This is a genomic window from Shinella fusca, assembly GCF_014203155.1.
Taxonomy (GTDB): Bacteria; Pseudomonadota; Alphaproteobacteria; order Rhizobiales; family Rhizobiaceae; genus Shinella; species Shinella fusca.
Window position 1 is genome coordinate 126969 of the sequence record NZ_JACHIK010000009.1, and the last position, 20021, is coordinate 146989.

Below are 20021 nucleotides of genomic sequence, written 5' to 3' on the forward strand. Positions count from 1 at the left end.
ACATGACCGTTCACTTCATCGGCGCCGGCCCCGGCGCCGCCGACCTCATCACCGTGCGCGGCCGTGATCTCATCAGCAAATGCCCCGTCTGCCTCTATGCCGGCTCCATCGTCTCGCCGGAGCTGCTGCAGTATTGCCCGCCGGGTGCGCGCATCGTCGATACGGCGCCTATGTCGCTCGACGAGATCGAGGCCGAGTATGTCCGTGCCGCCGCCGCGGGAGAGGATGTGGCACGGCTTCATTCCGGCGACCTTTCCGTCTGGAGCGCCGTCGCCGAGCAGATTCGCCGGCTGGAGCGGCACGGCATCGCCTATACGATGACGCCGGGCGTACCCTCCTTCGCCGCCGCCGCCGCCGCCCTCGGCCGTGAGCTCACGATCCCCGCCGTCGCGCAGAGCCTCGTGCTCACCCGCGTTTCCGGCCGCGCCTCGCCCATGCCGAACCGCGAGACGCTGGAAGGTTTCGGCGCGACCGGCGCGACGCTCGCCATCCACCTCGCCATCCACGCGCTCGACAAAGTGGTCGAGGACCTGACGCCGCTCTACGGCGCGGATTGCCCGGTCGCCATCGTCGTCAAGGCTTCCTGGCCCGACGAGCGCATCGTGCACGGCACCCTCTCCGACATCGCCGCCAAGGTGGCCGAAGAGCCGATCGAGCGCACCGCGCTGATCTTCGTCGGCCGCACCCTCGGCGCGGAGGATTTTCGCGAGAGCTCCCTCTACGATCCCGCCTACCAGCGCCGGTTCCGCGGCCGGGGCGATTAAAGCATTGCCTCGAAGGCGAGCCCTGCCTTCGAGCGGTGGCGCTCCTTGTGCCGCAAGAGGCGGAAGGCGCGCTCCGGCAGGTCGAAGGCAACGGGGGCAAGCCGGCCGGCCGCAAGATCGTCCGCGACGACATATTCCGACACCGCCGTCAGAACGTTGCCGGAGAGCACGGCGCTGCGCACCGCCTCGTTGGAGGGCAGCGACAGGGCAATGTCCAGCGCCGCCTCGTCGAGCACGGAGGTGAGCGCGTTGCGCGTGCCCGAGCCCGGCTCGCGCAGCACCCAGCGGGCAGTGGAAAGATCGTCCGGCGTCACCGGCCGGCCGGCGAGCGGATGGCCCCTGGACGCGACGACGACGACCCGGTCGCGAGCGACGACGCGCTGGGCGAGGGCGGGATGGTCCACCGCCCCCTCCACGAAGCCGAGCTCGGCGCGGCCGTCGAGGACGGCGTCCGCCGCCTGCTCCGTATTGCCGCCGGCCATGCGGATGGCGAGCGCCGGATAGGCTTCGTGGAAGCGCATGAGGCGCGGCGGCAGCCAGTAGCCGGCGACCGTCTGGCTGGCCGCGAGCGCCAGCGTGCCGCGCCTGAGGCCGCCGAATTCCGTGAGGAAGAGATCGGCGCTCTCGGCCCTTGCAAGCGTCGCCTTCGCCTCCGGCAGGAAGGCGAGGCCCGCATCGGTCAGTTCGATCCGCCGGCCGGTGCGATGAAACAGCGCAAGACCGTAGCGATCCTCCAGTACGCGGATCGCCGAGCTGACGGCGGACGGCGTGAGATGGAGCGCCTCGGCCGCCTGCGTCAGGTGCTCGCGGTCCGCCACGGCGACGAAGATGCGCAATTGCTCCAGCGTCATCATCTATTCGATCCAATCGAATGAAACGTCCAGTATTTACCGATGGATCGAACGATCTTTCAAGCGCATTCCTCAGCGCATGGAAAAAACGCCTAAAAACGAATCGATCCTTGGAATTTCCGGCATCCTGCCCGGCGTGCTGCTGTCGGCCTTCGTCTCGGGCCTTGCGGTGCTCGCCGAACAGGCGGAAGTGCGGCTCACGGGCAGCGCATGGGTCGAGGCGCTGGTGCTCGCCATCTTCATCGGCGCGCTCTGCCGGCTCGTCGTCCGCCGGCCGGCGACCTACGATCCGGGCATCGCCTTTTCGGCGAAATATTTCCTGGAGGTCGCCATCGTGCTGCTCGGGGCCGGCGTCAGCGCGGCGGCGATTGCCGGCATGGGCCTGCCGCTCATCGGCGCCATCGCCGCCGTCGTGGCGCTGGCGCTTCTGGCGAGCTACGGCATCGGCCGGGGGCTCGGCCTTTCCCGCCGCGTCGCGCTGCTTGTCGCCTGCGGCAACTCGATCTGCGGCAATTCCGCCATCGCCGCGACGGCGCCGGTCATCCATGCGGATGCGGAGGACGTCGCCTCCTCCATCGCCTTCACGGCCGTGCTCGGCATGGTGACGGTGCTCCTGCTGCCGGCGCTGGTGCCGCTCCTCGGCCTTTCGGCAACGGGCTATGGCGTGATGGCGGGCATGACGGTCTATGCCGTGCCGCAGGTGCTGGCCGCCACCGCCCCGGTCTCGGCCCTCAGCATCCAGATCGGCACCTTCGTCAAGCTGGTCCGCGTGCTGATGCTCGGGCCCGTCGTCTTCGTGCTCTCGCTCGCCGCGGGCAAGACGGGCGGTAGCCGGCCGGCGCTCCACCGGCTCGTGCCATGGTTCATCCTCGGCTTCCTCGCCATGCTGGCCGCCCGCAGCGTCGGCCTCATCGATGCGGAGCTGGCGGCGACCATGGGCAAGGCCGCAACGGTCCTGACGATCCTGTCCATGGCCGCCCTCGGCCTCGGCATCGACCTCACCCGCGTGATGCGCGCGGGGCCGAAGGTCACGGCGACGGTCGTGCTGTCGCTCGCCGTCCTCGCCGTCGCCAGCTATGCGATGGTGCTGCTCCTGAACCTTGCGACGGCCTGAGCTTTCTCAGGCCGCATCCTCCTGCGGCGCCGGCATGTAGTTGAGCACCGGGCCGAGCCAGCGTTCCACCTCCGGAACGCTCATGCCCTTGCGGCGGGCATAATCCTCCACCTGGTCGCGCTCCACCTTGGCGACGCCGAAATAGTAGCTCTCGGGCGAGGCGATGTAGAGGCCGGAGACGGAAGAGCCGGGCCACATGGAAAAGCCCTCCGTCAGCCGCACGTCGATGGCGCGCTCGGCATCGAGCAGGCGGAAGAGCGTTTCCTTCTCCGTATGGTCGGGCTGGGCGGGATAGCCGGGGGCGGGGCGGATGCCGGCATAGGGTTCGCCGATCAGGTCGGTCGGCGAGAAGGCCTCGTTTGCCGCATAGCCCCACAGTTCCTTGCGCACATATTCGTGCATGCGCTCGGCGAAGGCCTCGGCGAAGCGGTCGGCCAGCGCCTTGACGAGGATCGAGGAATAGTCGTCGTTCGACCGCTCGAAGCGCTCGGCGATGGCGATCTCGCCGAAGCCGGCCGTGACGACGAAGCCGCCGAGATAATCCGCCTTGCCGCTCTCCACCGGCGCGACGAAATCGGCCATGGCGAGGTTCGGCCGGCCGTCGCGCCGCGTGAGCTGCTGGCGCAGCGTGAAGAAGGTCGCAAGCTCCTCGTCCCGAGCCTCGTCGGTGAACAGGCGGATATCGTCGCCGACGGCGCCCGCCGGCCAGAAGCCGACCACCGCCTTGGGCGTGAACCACTTCTCGGCGATGATCTTCTCCAGCATGGCCTGCGCATCGCCGAAAAGCTGGCGGGCGACCGCGCCCTGCTTCTCGTCGTCGAGGATCTTCGGATAGACGCCGCGCAGCTCCCAGGTCTGGAAGAAGGGCGTCCAGTCGATATAGCGGGCGAGCTCGGCAAGGTCCCAGTCCTGGAAGGTGCGGGTACCGAGGAAGGTCGGGGTCCTTGGCTGGTAGGCCGCCCAGTCCGGCCGGAAGGCGTTCTCACGCGCCTTGGCGAGCGGCAGGCGCTGCTTTTCCGCCTCGCTGCGCGCATGGGCCTCGGCCACCTTGCGGTATTCGGCCTTCAGCCGCTCGATATAGGAGGATTTCGCCTCCGGCGACAGGAGCGCGCCGACGACGCCGACGGCGCGGCTTGCATCGTTGACATGCACGGCCTGGCCCTGGCTGTAGCGCGGATGGATTTTCACGGCGGTATGCACCCGGCTCGTCGTCGCCCCGCCGATAAGAAGGGGAATGTCGAAGCCCTCGCGCTCCATCTCGGCCGCCACATGCGCCATTTCGTCGAGCGAGGGCGTGATGAGGCCGGAAAGGCCGATGATATCGACCTTCTCCGCCTTCGCCGTTTCAAGGATCTTCGTTGCCGGCACCATGACGCCGAGATCGATGATCTCGTAGTTGTTGCAGGCGAGCACGACGCCGACGATGTTCTTGCCGATGTCGTGGACGTCGCCCTTGACGGTCGCCATCAGGATCTTGCCCGCGCTCTGCCGCTCGCCGCCCCCGCCATTGGCGAGCTTTTCCGCCTCCATATAGGGCAGCAGCACGGCGACGGCCTGCTTCATCACGCGGGCGGACTTCACCACCTGCGGCAGGAACATCTTGCCTGCGCCGAAAAGGTCGCCGACGACGTTCATGCCGGCCATCAGCGGCCCCTCGATGACATGCAGCGGGCGCTCGGCCTTCTGCCGCGCCTCTTCCGTGTCCGCCTCGACGAATTCGGTGATGCCGTTGACGAGGGCGTGCTCCAGCCGTTTCTCCACCGGCCAGTCGCGCCAGGCAAGGTCCCGCTCCTTGGCCTCCCGGGCGCCGGCGCCCTTGAAGCGCTCGGCGATCTCCAGCATGCGCTCGGTGGCGGTGCCGCCGGCCTTGGGCATGCGGTTCAGCACCACGTCCTCGCAGGCCTCGCGCAGCTCAGGCTCGATCGTGTCGTAAACGGCGAGCTGGCCGGCATTGACGATGCCCATGTCCATGCCCGCCTGGATGGCGTGGTAGAGGAAGACCGCGTGCATGGCCTCGCGCACCGGCTCGTTGCCGCGGAAGGAGAAGGAGAGGTTGGAGACCCCGCCGGAAACGTGGACATGCGGCAGGGCGGCGGTGATCTCGGCGGTCGCCTCGATGAAGTCGACGCCGTAATTGTCGTGCTCCTCGATGCCGGTGGCGATCGCGAAGATGTTCGGGTCGAAGACGATATCCTCCGGCGCAAGCCCGGCGACCTCGGTAAGCAGTTTGTAGGCGCGCGCGCAGATCTCCACCTTGCGGGCCTTCGTGTCCGCCTGGCCCTCTTCGTCGAAGGCCATGACGACGACGGCGGCGCCGTAGGCGCGCACCAGCTTCGCGTGGTGCAGGAAGGCTTCCTCGCCCTCCTTGAGCGAGATGGAATTGACCAGCGGCTTGCCCTGCACGCATTTCAGGCCGGCCTCGATCACCTCCCATTTGGAGCTGTCGATCATGACGGGCACGCGGGCGATGTCCGGCTCGGCGGCGACGAGGTTCAGGAACTCCGTCATTGCCCTGGCGGAATCGATCAGGCCCTCGTCCATGTTGATGTCGATGATCTGCGCGCCGTTCGCTACCTGGTCGCGCGCGACATCGAGCGCGGCCGCATAGTCGCCGGCGGTGATCAGCTTGCGGAATTTCGCCGAGCCCGTGACATTGGTGCGCTCGCCCACGTTCACGAAGGGAATGGCTTCGGTCAGCGTGAAGGGTTCGAGGCCGGAAAGGCGCATGCGGCGCGGGATATCGGGGATTTCGCGCGGCTTGTGGCGGGCGGCAGCCTCGGCGATGGCGCGGATATGGTCCGGCGTCGAGCCGCAGCAGCCGCCGACCACGTTGACGAGGCCGTCGCGCATGAAGCCTTCGATCTGCGCGGCCATCTCCTCCGGGCTCTCGTCGTACTGGCCGAAGGCGTTCGGCAGGCCGGCATTCGGATAGGCACAGACGAAGGTCTGCGCGACAGAAGAGATCTCGGCCAGATGCGCGCGCATCGCATTGGCGCCGAGCGCACAGTTGAGGCCGATGGAGAAGGGTTCGGCATGGCGCACCGAGTTCCAGAAGGCTTCCGGCGTCTGGCCGGAGAGCGTGCGGCCGGAAAGGTCGGTGATCGTGCCGGAGATCATGACGGGCAGGTGGATGCCCTTTTCCTCGAAGACCTCGCGCGTGGCGAAGATCGCCGCCTTGGCATTCAGCGTGTCGAAGATCGTCTCGATCAGGATGATGTCGGCGCCGCCGTCGATGAGGCCGCGCAACTGGTCGGCATAGGCGAGGCGCAGATCGTCGAAGGTGACGGCCCGGTAGCCGGGATTGTTGACGTCCGGCGAGATGGAGGCGGTGCGGTTGGTCGGGCCGAGCGCGCCGGCGACGAAGCGGCGCCGGCCGTCCTTCTGCTCGGCACGCAGGCCCGCGCGGCGGGCAAGGCGCGCGCCGTCGCGGTTGAGTTCATAGACCATCGCCTCCATGCCGTAATCGGCCTGCGCGATGGCGGTGGAGGAGAAGGTGTTGGTTTCGAGGATGTCCGCGCCCGCAAGGGCGTAGCGGTAGTGGATATCCTCGATGGCTACCGGCCGGGTCAGCGTCAGGAGGTCGTTGTTGCCCTGCTGGTGGCAGGCGCAATCGCCGAAACGCGTTCCCCGGAAATCCTCCTCGACGAGCTTCAGCGTCTGGATCTCCGTGCCCATCGCCCCGTCGAGCACCAGGATGCGCTCGCGGGCGGCGGCTTCGAGCGCGGCGCGGATCTCGCGTCCGTCGCGGCGCGGCTGTTCGGGACCGAACAGGCTGTCCAGATGGGATTCGGCCATGGGAAATCCTCCGGTGCAGGCGATACTGCACCGGAGTTCACATAAAGATATCTTTATGTCAATATGTCTTTATGCGCTTGACCTAGTGCGCCGGCCCGTCCGCTCCCGCCAGCGAGGCGAAGAGCGCCTTGAGCCGGGCGATGTCCGGATCGGCGTTCCTGCAGCGCGCGAGCTTCTGGACCTCCTTCAGCGCTTCGACGGCAAGATCGGCGCCGCGCGGCTGCCAGAGCAGCCATGAGATGAAGACGGATTCCGGCCTGCCGGTGCCGGAAGGACTGGTTTCGGTGAATGCAAACATTTCTTCCCCAATCGAAAATTGGGGGATGACCGGACGCACGCTGCTGGAATTCCGCCGAAGGCGAAGCAAGCGCACCCTTGGGACACCCCGCCCATGGACGTTACGAATGCGTCAGGGCAGGTCTCCTGGCTTGCGGGTCATCGCGTCCGTCTCGCCTTCCCGGTGTTTCCACCAGTGGCATCAAGCGACAGAAGCTCGCCGTTCACAGTTGCGGGGGCAGCGCCGGCCTTGCCGCTCCTTGCGGAGCATCGCACCGGCTTCCCTCTTAGCCTCCGAGCCGTTTCGACTCGGAAGACCCTGACGCCGGCAGACTGGCCCGGCCGCGAACGGGAGTCAACTGCCGCCTTTTTCTTTCCACGGCCGGAACTTTTCTCCCCGCGCGGGCGTTAAAAAGGGCCGTCGCCTCGCCTTGCGTCCTGTCAGGAATGGACGGCGATTCACCAAAACCGCAGATGAGGGCCCATGCTGCGCCGCCAGACCCCGCTGACATGTTGCAAGTCTCTGTCCTTGTGGCTAAAAAATGCCGTTTTCATGCACCACGCGGCCAGGATGCCAATGAGCGTGTCGCGTGAGCCATGTCCGTTCCACCCGCCTCTTCCAGGTGCTGCGTGGCGTCATGGCTGACCGCGGCACCAAGATGAACCCTGCCCGCGAAAAACCCACCGGCGCAAAGGCCGCCGCCGGATGGCTCGACATGGCCGGATCCAGAATCAGAAACATGCCCCTTCACAACACGCCGCAAGCTCCGCGCGATGCCGATGCCAAGCAGATCGACTACAACGATTCGATCCGCGCCACCTATCTGACGCTGGAGGAGCTGGCCGATTGCGGCGAAGCGCTTGCGCGCGAGAAGACGGCGAGCCTGCCGGGCTTTTATCCCTTCGAGTTCCGCCCGCGGCACAAGGAGAACGAGAAGGAGATCTTCCGCGTCTACCAGGCGACCGCCAAGGACGTGGAGGCGGGCGCCCAGATCACGCCGGCCGCCGAATGGCTGCTCGACAACTATTACGTCATCGAAGAGGCGATCCAGGAGGTCCGGCGCGACTTTCCCCGCCGCTTCTACCGCCAGCTTCCGACCATCGCGGTCGAGGGGCAGACGATCCCGCGCACGCTGGCGCTCGCCTGGCTCTATGTCGCCCACACCCACAGCAGCGTCTCGCAGGAGAGCCTGACGGCCTTCGTGCAGGGCTTCCAGCGGGTCGACGCGCTGAAGATCGGCGAATTGTGGGCCCTGCCCTCCTTCGTGCGCTTCGTGCTTCTGGAGAACCTCAGGCGCATTTCGAGCCGCGTCGAGCGCTCGCGCAAGATGCGCTTCAAGGCCAACGAGGTGGCCGACGAGCTGGTGCGCCTCAACGATCCCGACAAGGGCATCGCCTATCTGCGCTCGATGGAAGGCTTCGTTGCCGACAACACCTTCGTCATCCAGCTTCTCTACCGCCTGCGCGACGGCCTGCAGGCCTCCGGCCCGGTCATCCAGTGGCTGGAGCGCAAGATCGAGAGCCGCGGCAGCGACCTCGAGGAACTGATCGTCGCGGAGAACAATCGCCTGTCCTCCGGCAACGTGACGATGAGCTCGCTCATCAAGAGCCTGCGCACGGTGGACGATGCGGAATGGCCCGTCTGGTTCGAGAGCGTCAGCCGCCTCGACGAGGAGCTGCGCCGGCGTTCCGACTACAGCGATCTCGATTTCGGCTCGCGCAACAAGTACCGCAATTCCATCGAGCGCTTCGCCCGCCGCTCGGGCAAGAGCGAGCTGGAGGTCACCGAGACCGCGCTCGCCATGGTCGAGGAAGACGCCGCGGCGAACGCGGACGATCCCGACTACGCGGCCAATGTCGCCGCCTTTATCGTCGGCAAGAAGCGCAAGCTCCTCGAAAAGAGCATCGGCTACCGCCCCTCCATCGTCCAGCGCGTCGTGCGCCTCACGCGCAAGCTCGACTGGCTCGCCGTCGCCGGCCCGAACGTCGTGCTGACGCTGCTGGCGATGATCGCGGTCTACTATTTCCTCGACCAGCTCGACATTCCGAACGGCGCCTGGCTGATCATGCTGATCCTTTTCGCGCTGCCGGCCTCCGAGGGCGCGACGGGGCTCTTCAACACGCTCGTGACCTTCTTCGTCACGCCTTCGCGCCTCGTCGGCTACGAGTTCAAGGATGGCATTCCCGAGGATGCGCGCACGCTGCTCGTCGTGCCCTGTCTCATCTCCAAGCGCGACCATGTCGACGAGCTGGTGCGCAACCTGGAAGTCCACTACCTCGCCAATCCGCGCGGCGAGATCTATTTCGCGCTCGTCAGCGACTGGGCCGACAGCCAGAGCGAAGAGACGCCCGCCGACATCGACGTGCTGGAATATGCCAAGCGCGAGATCGCAACCCTTTCGGCCCGTTATGCCTATGACGGGCGCACCCGCTTCTACCTCCTGCACCGCCGGCGGCTCTACAACCCCTCCGAAGGCGCGTGGATGGGCTGGGAGCGCAAGCGCGGCAAGCTGCATGAATTGAACCTTCTGCTGCGCGGCGACGGCGACACCACCTTCCTGCCCGGCGCCAACATCGTGCCGGCCGACGTCAAATACGTCATGACGCTCGATTCCGACACGCGCCTGATGCGCGATGCCGTGACCAAGCTCGTCGGCAAGATGCACCATCCGATCAACCGCCCGGTGATCGACGAGGCGACCGGCGAGATCACCGCCGGCTATTCCATCCTCCAGCCGCGCGTCACCCCGTCGCTGACGACCGGCAAGGAAGCCTCGACCTTCCAGCGCATCTTCTCGGCCGACCGCGGCGTCGACCCCTACGTCTTCACCGTTTCCGACGTCTACCAGGACCTTGCCGGCGAAGGCACGTTCACCGGCAAGGGCCTCTACCACGTCGATGCCTTCGAGGCCGCGGTCAAGGGCCGCATCGGCGAGAACGCCGTCCTCAGCCACGACCTTCTCGAAGGCTCGCTCTCGCATTGCGCGCTCGTCACGGATGTCGAGCTCGTCGAAGATTTTCCGACCCGCTACGGCGTCGAGACCTCGCGCCAGCATCGCTGGGCGCGCGGCGACTGGCAGCTTCTGCCCTATCTCTTCGGCCCGTCGAGCGGCATTCCCATGCTCGGCCGCTGGAAGATGTACGACAACCTGCGCCGCAGCCTCATCCCCATCGGCTGGCTCGTCGCCTCCGTCATGGGCTGGTACTACATGGAGCCGCGCCAGGCGCTCATCTGGCAGCTCGTGCTGATCTTCCTGCTCTTCGTCGCCCCGACGCTCTCGCTGATCTCCGGCATCATGCCGCGCCGCGGCGACATCGTCGCGCGCGCCCATGTGCACCGGGTGCTTTCCGATATCCGCGCGGCCAATGCGCAGGTCGCGCTGCGCATCGTCTTCATCGCCCATTCGGCGGCCTTGATGGCCGACGCCATCGTGCGCTCGCTCTACCGCACCTTCGTCAGCCGCAAGCTGATGCTCGAATGGCGCACGGCCGCGCAGGCCGACAGCGCCGCCCGCGGCGGCATCCTCGCCCATTACAAGTCCATGTGGCAGGCCCCGGCGCTCGCCGTCTTCTCCGTGGCGCTCGCAACGATCTCCAAGACGGGCCTGCCCTTCATCGGCGTTCCCTTCGCACTCGTCTGGGTGCTCTCTCCGATGATCGCCTGGTATGTCAGCCAGACGGCCGAGACGGAGGACCAGCTCGTCGTCTCCGATTATGTCGCGACGGAACTTCGTAAATACGCCCGCCGCACCTGGCGCTATTTCGAGACCTTCGTCACCGCCGAGCAGCACTTCCTGCCGCCGGACAATTTCCAGGAAACGCCGCAGCCGGTGCTCGCCGAACGCACCTCGCCGACCAATATCGGCGTCTACCTGCTCTCGGTCATCTCGGCGCGCGATTTCGGCTGGATCAGCTTCGAGGAGACGGTCCGCCGCCTCGAGCAGACCGTCGCCACCATCGACGGCATGCCGAAATACCGCGGCCACCTCTTCAACTGGTATCGCACCAACACGCTGGAAACGCTCGGCCCCCGCTATGTCTCGGCGGTCGACAGCGGCAACCTCGCCGGCCACCTCATCGCCGTCTCCTCCATGTGCCGCGAATGGGCGGAAGCCCCCTCGGCACACCTGCAGGGCAGCCTCGACGGCATCGGCGACGTCGCCGCGATCCTTTCCGAGACGCTGGAGCAGCTTCCGGACGACCGCAAGACCGTGCGCCCGCTCCGCCGCCTCGTCGAGGAGCGCATCGCCGGCTTCAAGAACGCGCTCGCTGCCGTCAAGCGCGAGCACGAATTCGCCTCCATCCGCGTCATCAACCTCTCCGTGCTCGCGCGCGACATCAACAAGCTGATCGTCAACCTCGACCACGAGATCAAGTCGGCCGAGAGCGGCGAGCTTGCCAAGTGGGCGGGCGCACTGGTCGCCACCTGCGAGGCGCATATCGCCGACAGCGTCTTCGACCTCGGCAGCATCGAGCACCTGCGCGACCGGCTCGTCGTGCTGCGCGACCGGGCGCGCGACATCGCCTTCTCGATGGATTTCGGCTTCCTGTTCCGCCAGGAGCGGCGCCTGCTCTCCATCGGCTATCGCGTCGAGACCAACGAGCTCGACGAGGCCTGCTACGATCTCCTCGCCTCCGAAGCCCGCCTCACCAGCCTCTTCGCCATCGCCAAGGGGGACTTGCCCACCGAGCACTGGTACAAGCTCGGCCGCCCGGTCGTTCCGGTCGGCTCGCGCGGGGCGCTCGTCTCCTGGTCGGGCTCGATGTTCGAATACCTGATGCCGCCGCTCGTCATGCAGGAGCGGCAGGGCGGGATCCTCAACCAGACCAACAACCTTGTGGTCAAGGAACAGATGAACCACGGCCGGCGCCTCGGCACGCCCTGGGGCATCTCGGAAGCCGCCTTCAACGCCCGCGACCACGAGCTGACCTACCAGTACACCAATTTCGGCGTGCCGACGCTCGGCCTCAAGCGCGGCCTCGGCCAGAATGCCGTGATCGCGCCCTATGCCTCGCTGCTTGCCGCGCAATATGCGCCGAAGGAGGCGCTCGACAACCTGGAACACCTGCGCAAGCTCGGCGCGCTCGGTGTCTACGGTTTCCACGACGCCGTCGACTTCACCCCGACCCGCGTGCCGGAGGGCAAGACCTGCGCCGTGGTGCGCAACTACATGGCGCACCATCACGGCATGTCGATCGCCGCCGTCGCCAACGTCGTCTTCAACGGGGCGCTGCGCGAGCGCTTCCATGCCGACCCCGTCATCGAGGCCGCCGAGCTCCTGCTTCAGGAAAAGGCGCCGCGCGACATCCCGATCATCAATGCCAAGCGCGAGCCGGAAACCGTCGGCAGCACGCAGGCCGACCTCCTTCGCCCGGAAATCCGCATCTTCAAGGACCCGATCTCCCGCGAGCGCGAGGCCGTGTTCCTCTCCAACGGCCACTATTCGGTGATGCTCACGGCGACCGGCGCCGGCTATTCCCGCTGGAACGGCCAGTCCGTCACGCGCTGGAAGCCCGACCCGACGGAAGACCGCTGGGGCTCCTTCCTCTTCCTGCGCGACACGGTGACGGGCGATTGGTGGTCCGCCACCGCCGAGCCGAAGCGCGCCGAGGGCGAGGAGACCAAGACCCAGTTCGGCGACGACAAGGCCGAATTCGTCAAGACCGTCGGCACGCTGACGAGCGAGGTCGAGGTGATCGTCGCCACCGAGCACGACGCCGAGGGCCGCCGCCTGACGCTGCTCAACACCGGCCCGGAGGACCGTTTCATCGAGGTGACCTCCTACATGGAGCCGGTCATCGCCACGGACGACGCCGACAACGCCCATCCGCTCTTTTCGAAGATGTTCGTGCGCACCGAGATCGGCAAGCGCGGCGACGTCGTGCGCGCCGAGCGCGAAAAGCGCAATCCGAACGAGCCGGACATGGCGGTCGCCCACCTCATCGTCGACAATGCCGGCCCTTCGCGCCGCACCGAGATCGAGACGGACCGCCGGCGCTTCATCGGCCGCGGCCGCTCGCTGACGACCGCCGCCGCGTTCGATCCCGGCGCGCAGCTTTCCGGCACGGACGGCTTCACGCTCGACCCGATCATGGCGCTGCGCCGCGTCGTGCGCGTTCCGGCCGGCAAGAAGGTCAAGGTCATCTTCTGGACCATCGCTGCCCCGAGCCGCGCCGAGGTGGACGCGGCCATCGACCATTACCGCCACCCCGACACCTTCAACCATGAAATGATCCATGCCTGGACGCGCTCGCAGGTGCATATGCGCCATGTCGGCGTCACCTCGCAGGAGGCGGCGAGCTTCCAGACGCTCGGCCGTTACCTCACCTACCCCGACATGCATCTTCGCGCCGATGCCGGCACGATCGAGACGGGGCTTGCCCCGCAATCGGCGCTCTGGCCGCTCGCCATCTCCGGCGATTTCCCGATCTTCGTCCTGCGCATCAACGACGAGATCGACCTGGACGTCGCCCGCGAGGCGCTACGCGCGCAGGAATACCTGCGCCACCGGGGCGTCACCGCCGACCTCGTCATCCTCAACGAGCGCGCCGCCTCCTATGCGCAGGACATGCAGCACACGCTCGACCAGATGTGCGAGAACCTGCGCATGCGCGGCCAGTCCGACGGCGTGCGCCAGCATGTCTTCACGGTCCGCCGCGACCTGATGGAGGTTTCCACCTGGCAGACGCTGCTGGCGACGGCCCGCGCCGTCTTCCATGCCCGCAACGGCTCGCTTGCCGACCAGATCGCCCGCACCGTCTCGCTCTTTGCAACGCCCCGCGGCGAGGAGGAGCCCGTTGCCGACCCGACCCGGCTTACCGCCCCGGCCGGCGAGCCCGCCACCGTCGACGGCGAGGGGCTTTCCTTCTGGAACGGCTTCGGCGGCTTCAATGCCGACCGGCGCGAATATGCCGTGCGCCTTCGCGGCGGCGAGGCGACGCCCCATCCGTGGATCAACGTCATCGCCAACCCGCATTTCGGCTTCCATGTCCCGGCCGAAGGCGGCGGTTTCACCTGGAGCCGCAATTCGCGCGACTTCCAGCTCACAGCCTGGACCAACGACCCGGTGATCAACCGCCCCGGCGAGGCCTTCTACGTGAAGGACCGCGGGCGCGGCACGGTGATGACGCCGTTCGCCGCCCTCTCGCGCAAGCCGTCGGTGAAGTTCGAGACATGGCACGGCCTCGGCTATACGGCCTTCCGGAGCTGGGAGGACGATATCGAGCTCGACCTCGTGCAGACGGTCGATCCCGAGGACCCGGTGAAATATTCCCGCCTCGTGGTGAAGAACACCGGCGACACGGAACGCAGCCTCTCCGTCTACGGCTATGTCGAATGGGTGCTCGGCAACAATCCCGCGAAAACGGCGCCCTTCGTGCTGACGCGCCATGACGAGGAGAGCGGCGCGCTGCTTGCGACCAACCCCTACAGCCTCGACTTTGCCGGTCGCACCAGCTTCTTCGCCGTCGATGCGCCGCTTGCCGGCTTCACCGCAAGGCGCCGCGAATTCATCGGCCGCACCGGCGATATCGTTCTGCCGGCCGCCCTCGCCACGGGACAGGCGCTTTCCGGCGCCGTCGACGGCATCGGCGATCCCTGCGCGGCGCTCGCCGTCGACATCACGCTGAAGCCGGGCGAAAAGCGCGCGATCGTCTTCGTGCTCGGCGATACGGCCGATGCCGACAGCGCCCGCGCGCTTGCCGAAAAGGCGCGTGCGGCCGATTTCGACGCCGTCATGGCCGCGGTCCGCGCCTTCTGGCAGGACTTCACCGGCACGCTCCAGGTCAGGACGCCGGATGCGGCGCTCGACCGCATGGTCAACGACTGGCTGCCCTATCAGGCGCTCGGCTGCCGCATCATGGCCCGCACGGCCTTCTACCAGGCAAGCGGCGCCTACGGCTTCCGCGACCAGCTGCAGGATACGCTGGCCTTCGTCGCCCACCGGCCCGAGCTTGCCCGCAGGCAGATCCTCAACGCGGCCGCGCGTCAGTTCGTGGAAGGCGACGTGCAGCACTGGTGGCTGCCGGATACGGGCGCGGGCGTTCGCACCATGATCTCCGACGACGTGGTGTGGCTTGCCCATGCGGTCGAGCGCTACTGCCGCGTCACCGGCGACCATGCCATGCTCGACGAGAAACTGGCCTTCATCGAGGGCCAGCCGCTTGCCGAAGGCCAGCACGATTCCTTCTTCAAGCCGGGCCGCTCGCCCGAGGACGCCTCGCTCTACGACCATTGCGCCCGCGCGCTCGATCTTGCGATCCTGCGGACAGGGGAGAACGGCCTGCCGCTCATCCTCGGCGGCGACTGGAATGACGGCATGAACCGCGTCGGCGAAGCCGGCCGCGGTACGAGCGTCTGGCTCGGCTGGTTCCTCGCCGGCACGCTGCGCGGCTTTGCGCCGATCGCCCGCGAGCGCGGCGACCATGCGCATGCCGAAGCGTGGGAAAATCATGCAGGCCGCCTGAAGGAGGCGCTGGAGACGGCCGGCTGGGACGGCAGCTACTATCGCCGAGGCTACTACGACGACGGCACGCCGCTCGGCTCGTCCGAAAGCGGCGAATGCCGCATCGATTCCATCGCCCAGAGCTGGAGCGTGCTTTCCGGCGAAGGCGACGGGGAACGCTCGCGCCAGGCGATGGACGCGGTGATGGCGAACCTCGTCGACCGGGAGAACGGCATCATCCGCCTGTTCACCCCGGCCTTCAGCGCGACCCAGCAGGACCCGGGCTACATAAAGGCCTATCCGCCCGGCGTGCGCGAAAACGGCGGGCAATATACCCACGCCGCGACCTGGGTGGTGCTGGCGCTTGCCCGCCTCGGCCGTGGCGACGACGCATGGGCATGCCTCGACCTCCTCAATCCGGTCCGGCACGCGCTCACGAAGGAAGACGCCGAGCATTACCGCACCGAGCCCTATGTGGTCGCCGCCGACGTTTACGGCGAAGGCGAGCGCACGGGGCAGGGCGGCTGGACCTGGTACACGGGCTCGGCCGGCTGGCTCTACCGCGCGGCCGTCGAGGGCATCCTCGGCATCCGCAAGGAAGGCGGCCGCCTCTTCGTCGATCCGGTCCTGCCGTCGGCGTGGAACGGCTATACCGCGACGCTCGTGCTCGACGGCAGGAAGCTTTCCATCCGGGTCGACCGCGCGGAGGAAGGCGGATGGCGGGCAAGCGTGAACGGCTCCGTCATCAAATCTTCAAACGAGGGCTATTTGCTCTGATCCACCCATGTGGATGAGAGTGCCATGACAGACAAGACTGGACCGACGGGCGGCGTGCCGCGGGAACGCGACACGCGCCTCGACGTCATCCGGGCCTTCGCCCTCCTGACGATCTTCGTCAACCACGTTCCGGGCCAGTACCTGGAACACCTGACGTCCAAGAATTTCGGCTTTTCCGATTCGGCCGAGGCCTTCGTGCTGATCTCCGGCATGTCGGTCGGCCTCGCCTACGGATCGCGCTTTCGGATGGGCGAACGCCTTGCCGTGACGCTGCGCATCCTGCGCCGGGCGCTGACGCTCTATGTCGCCCATATCATGACGAGCATCATCACCTTCGGCATCTTCGCGGGCGGGGCGCTGTGGTTCGGCCGGCAGGACCTCCTGTCGGAGATCAACCTGCGCGCCGTCGTCGACCGCACGGAGCAGGGCGTCGTCAGCATGGTGCTGCTCGGCCACCAGTTCGGCTATAACAACATTCTCTCCATGTATGCCGCGCTGTTCCTGATGCTGCCGGGCTTCCTCTGGCTCTACCGGCAGAGCGCCGTGCTGCTTCTTGCCGTCTCGGGCACGCTCTGGCTCTGCGCCGGCATCTGGCGCATCGCCCCGTCGAATTTCCTCGACGACGGCTACTGGTTCCTCAACCCGCTCTCCTGGCAGTTCCTCTTCGTCATCGGCTTTACCGGCATGCTGCGGGCAAGGGCGAAGGGCATTGCCCGCAATGCCCTCCTCCTTGCCCTTTCGGCCGCCTACCTGATGATTTCGATGCTTTGGGTCGTCTTCTCCTGGTGGAACATCGACCTTTCCTTCGGGCTGCCGGCGGTGCTGACCGGCTTCGACAAGACCTTCCTGTCGGCGCCGCGGCTCGTCCATGTGCTGGCGGGCGCCTATCTTCTCGCGACGATCCCGGCGCTCTCCCGCTGGGCCGCGCTGCCGCTTTCCCACCCGCTCGTCGCGGTAGGCCGCCATTCACTCGCCATCTTCATCTTCGGCACCATCCTGGCAATGATCGGGCAGGTCCTCCTGTTCGTGACAGGCAAGGACCCGCTGTTCGGCACGGTCTACGTCCTTCTCGGTATCGCGCTGCACTTCGCCTATGCGCGCTATCTCGACTGGCAGGCGGCCGTCATGAGCCGGAACGCAAACCGGCAGGGCCTTCAGGCCCTGCCGGTCAAGGAGCGCGATCGCACGCGGCGATAAGAAGGATCAGGCGGCCGTATGGCTCTTGCGCACGTCGTCGTCCGTCAGGATGCCGCTCGCCCGCAACAGAGCGGCGAAGCGGCCGTTGCTCTGGCTGAGATCGTTGAACGTGCCCATCTCGGCGACCTGGCCGTGATCCATGAAGATCACCAGGTCCGCCTCGCGGACCGTCGAGAGGCGGTGCGCGATGATGAAGGTGGTGCGGTTGCGGCGGAGCTGGTCGATCGCCGCCTTCACGCGCGCCTCCGTTTCCACGTCGAGCGCGCTGGTCGCCTCGTCGAGCACGAGGATCGGCGCATTCTTGAGGATGGCGCGGGCAATCGCGATGCGCTGGCGCTCGCCGCCCGAAAGCCGGTTGCCGCGCTCGCCGACATGGGTCTCGTAGCCGCTCTGGCGCGAGGTGATGAAGTCGTTCGCCGCCGCCGCTTCCGCGGCCGCCACGATCTCCTCTTCCGTCGCGCCCTCGCGGCCGAGGCGGATATTGTCGGAGATCGAGCGGTTGAGCAGCCCCGCATCCTGGAAGACGGTAGCGATGGAGCGGCGCAGCGACTTGCGCGTCACCGTGGAGATATCGACGCCGTCGATGAGGATCTGGCCGGACTGCGGCTCGTAGACGCGCTGCAGGAGGTTGACGAGCGTCGTCTTGCCGGCGCCCGTCGGGCCGACGATGGCGACGGTCTGGCCCGCCTCCACCGTAAAGGAGACGTCGCGCACGCCCTGCGTGGCATTGGCGAAGTCGAAGCTGACATTGCGGTATTCGACCCTGCCCTTCACCTCGCCCAGTTCGCCGGCATCCGTCGGCTCCTCGCGTTCCTTCACCGCGTCCTCCAGCGTGAAGAAGTCCTCCAGCTTGGCGCGCGCCTCGAAGATCTGCGTGGCGAAGGCCTTCATCTGGTCGAGGCGGCCGATGAGCAGGCCGGCAAAGCCGATGAAGGCGATGACGTCGCCGACGCGGATTTCGCCGCGCTGCACGAGTACGGTGCCGATGACGAGGATCGTCATCATGGAGATGGTGGAGGCGATGCGGTTGAGCGCGCTGGCGAGCGCCCACCAGTCGAGCACCGGGAACTGCGCGTTGATCAGCCGCTCGGCGAAGCGCTTCAGCTCGCGCGTCTCGGCCTCGATCCGGTTGTAGCTGTGCACGACAGAGACGTTGCTGATCGAGTCCGACACATGGGAGAAGACCGTGTGGTAGTGGCTCTCCACCGAAGCCTGTCCCTCGCGCGTGCGGTTCATCACCACCTTGCCGATGAGGACATAGAGCGCGCCGAGCACCACGAGCACCAGCGAGAGCCGGTAGTCCATCGAGAAGGCGGTGGGGATCAGAAGGGTAAGCGCGACGGCCGTGGCAAGGTGCGTGCGCATGAATTCGAGCCACAGGCTGAACAGCGTCTCGCAGGCCCGCAGCAGCGTATGCAGCGCGTTGGACGTGCCGCGCTGGCTGTGCCAGGCGAGCGGCATGGAGATGATGCGCCCGAAGGCCTCCGTCAGGAGGCTCGCGCGGCGCCCGTGCGCCAGCCGGTCGGCCTCGCGGGCGACGAGCACGTAGGCGATGGTGTTGAAGAGGCCGAAGCCCGCCCACATGAGCAGCATCGGCGTGACGTCGCCCTTGTTGGAGATGGCATCGATGATACGGCCGAACAGCACCGGCTCGGCGATGGTAATCACGGCCAGCACGACGTTGGCGGCGACGACCAGTCCGACACGAAGCTTGTAGATGGCGAGATAGCTGAGGGCTCTTGCATAAACCTGATACAAAGACACGAGAATGGAGCCTTTCCGGCAATACCTGTTATGCGGTGCAGCGAGCACCTTCGTCCCTTCGCTGCGGTAGTAATCAGCGGAAGCGGCAAAAGTTCTTCCGGGTCAAGCAAATTTCGTGACGCGGATGAAATCTTGCGTGATTTGCCGAATTCACCCCGCTCATTCGCGCAAACCGATTGATTTTCACCATGCGATCCTGCCAATTGTAAGGCGGGGAAATGAGTGGGGCGCTTGGGCCGGGATCCGGCCGGGTTCAGCTTTATCAGTTGGTTAAACAAAGCGATCAAGCGCGGGGCATATGAAGATCAACTTGCTGGTGCAATTCCTTGCACTGATCGACGAGTTGCGCGGCCGGGAAGAGACGACGGCCGAATTCGAGCGTCTGCTGACGCTTTGCGGCTTCGAGTATTACTGGCTCACCCAGGCGCCGAAGCCGGTGGAGAGCCTGTCGGGCCTGCTTCTCGCCGGGCGCTGGCCCGAGGGCTGGCCGGAAACCTATCTGCGCAAGCGCTACATGCAGATCGATCCGACCGTGCGCTATCTCGGCCATGCGCAGGCCGGCTTCCGCTGGCGCGATACGCTCAGCGTGTTCCGCTCGAGCCCGCACCGCAAGCGCATGGAGCGCATGATGGTCGATGCGCGGCAGAACGGGCTGGAGGACGGCTATATCTTCCCGGTCCACGGCCGGCGCGGCCTTGTCGGCAGCCTCAGCCTCGGCGGCAAGCCGGTCGATCTGGAAGGCGTCGAGCTCGGCCTTTTCGAGAGCATCGCGCGGCGGCTCTACTGGAAGCTCATCCATGTCGCCGATCCGGAGGCCGCCGCCCGGCTCTCGGCCGTGGTCGACGTGGAATTGACGCGCCGCGAAATGGAGGCCCTCAGCCTGCTCGCCGAGGGCATGACCTCGCCGGATATCGGCCGGGTGCTCGGCATCTCCAGCCATACCGTCGACTGGTACATGAACGGGCTGCAGGAAAAGCTCGGCGCGCGCAACCGCCACCATGCCGTGGCCATCGCCTTCCGCCTCGGCCTCGTTTCCTGA

Annotated in this window: 9 protein-coding genes and 1 riboswitch; of the genes, 5 read left to right on the forward strand and 4 right to left on the reverse strand. The window is 66.7% G+C overall.

Annotated elements, in window-relative coordinates:
* Positions 1–2 precede the first annotated feature (2 nt).
* Positions 3–764 (forward strand): precorrin-4 C(11)-methyltransferase, encoded by a 762-nt coding sequence (gene cobM / locus HNQ66_RS14470; protein ID WP_184144870.1) that lies wholly within the window; start codon positions 3–5, stop codon positions 762–764.
* On the opposite strand, the gene HNQ66_RS14475 is transcribed toward cobM, so the two are convergent.
* The gene (locus tag HNQ66_RS14475; RefSeq protein ID WP_184144930.1) at positions 761–1615 is read right to left on the reverse strand and encodes a LysR substrate-binding domain-containing protein; all 855 of its coding nucleotides are present in this window, start codon (positions 1613–1615) and stop codon (positions 761–763) included. The genes cobM and HNQ66_RS14475 overlap by 4 nt on opposite strands.
* A 79-nt stretch (positions 1616–1694) precedes the next feature.
* On the opposite strand from HNQ66_RS14475, the gene HNQ66_RS14480 reads away from it, so the two are divergent.
* Entirely contained in the window at positions 1695–2729 is a 1035-nt protein-coding gene (locus HNQ66_RS14480; protein ID WP_246434310.1) for a YeiH family protein, read from the forward strand.
* A 6-nt stretch (positions 2730–2735) separates the two neighbouring features.
* Here HNQ66_RS14480 and metH read toward each other — a convergent pair whose 3' ends face one another.
* Entirely contained in the window at positions 2736–6524 is a 3789-nt protein-coding gene (metH, locus tag HNQ66_RS14485; protein ID WP_184144872.1) for a methionine synthase, read from the reverse strand.
* 82 nt (positions 6525–6606) lie between these two features.
* The gene (locus tag HNQ66_RS14490) at positions 6607–6822 is read right to left on the reverse strand and encodes a hypothetical protein (protein WP_184144873.1); all 216 of its coding nucleotides are present in this window, start codon (positions 6820–6822) and stop codon (positions 6607–6609) included.
* Between the two features lie 98 nt (positions 6823–6920).
* Positions 6921–7137: riboswitch (cobalamin riboswitch) on the reverse strand.
* A gap of 403 nt (positions 7138–7540) precedes the next feature.
* On the opposite strand from HNQ66_RS14490, the gene HNQ66_RS14495 reads away from it, so the two are divergent.
* Together HNQ66_RS14495 and HNQ66_RS14500 are read left to right on the forward strand one after the other, a co-directional pair.
* On the forward strand, positions 7541–16021 hold the full coding sequence (locus HNQ66_RS14495; protein ID WP_184144931.1) for a glycoside hydrolase family 94 protein: 8481 nt from the start codon (positions 7541–7543) through the stop codon (positions 16019–16021).
* 24 nt (positions 16022–16045) lie between these two features.
* On the forward strand, positions 16046–17218 hold the full coding sequence (locus HNQ66_RS14500) for an OpgC family protein (RefSeq protein WP_184144874.1): 1173 nt from the start codon (positions 16046–16048) through the stop codon (positions 17216–17218).
* Positions 17219–17224: 6 nt separating this feature from the next.
* Here the strand turns inward: HNQ66_RS14500 and HNQ66_RS14505 are convergent, their stop codons facing one another.
* Complete coding sequence (locus tag HNQ66_RS14505; RefSeq protein WP_184144875.1) at positions 17225–18982, reverse strand: glucan ABC transporter ATP-binding protein/ permease; 1758 nt, start codon at positions 18980–18982, stop codon at positions 17225–17227.
* Between the two features lie 298 nt (positions 18983–19280).
* On the opposite strand from HNQ66_RS14505, the gene HNQ66_RS14510 reads away from it, so the two are divergent.
* Entirely contained in the window at positions 19281–20021 is a 741-nt protein-coding gene (locus HNQ66_RS14510) for a helix-turn-helix transcriptional regulator (RefSeq protein WP_184144876.1), read from the forward strand.

Coding starts and splice junctions, on each gene's coding strand:
- HNQ66_RS14480 (WP_246434310.1), top strand. CDS start 1,695: ATGGAAAAAACGCCTAAAAACGAATCGATCCTTGGAATTTCCGGCATC.
- cobM (WP_184144870.1), top strand. CDS start 3: ATGACCGTTCACTTCATCGGCGCCGGCCCCGGCGCCGCCGACCTCATC.
- metH (WP_184144872.1), bottom strand. CDS start 6,524: ATGGCCGAATCCCATCTGGACAGCCTGTTCGGTCCCGAACAGCCGCGC.
- HNQ66_RS14500 (WP_184144874.1), top strand. CDS start 16,046: ATGACAGACAAGACTGGACCGACGGGCGGCGTGCCGCGGGAACGCGAC.
- HNQ66_RS14490 (WP_184144873.1), bottom strand. CDS start 6,822: ATGTTTGCATTCACCGAAACCAGTCCTTCCGGCACCGGCAGGCCGGAA.
- HNQ66_RS14510 (WP_184144876.1), top strand. CDS start 19,281: ATGAAGATCAACTTGCTGGTGCAATTCCTTGCACTGATCGACGAGTTG.
- HNQ66_RS14475 (WP_184144930.1), bottom strand. CDS start 1,615: ATGACGCTGGAGCAATTGCGCATCTTCGTCGCCGTGGCGGACCGCGAG.
- HNQ66_RS14495 (WP_184144931.1), top strand. CDS start 7,541: ATGCCCCTTCACAACACGCCGCAAGCTCCGCGCGATGCCGATGCCAAG.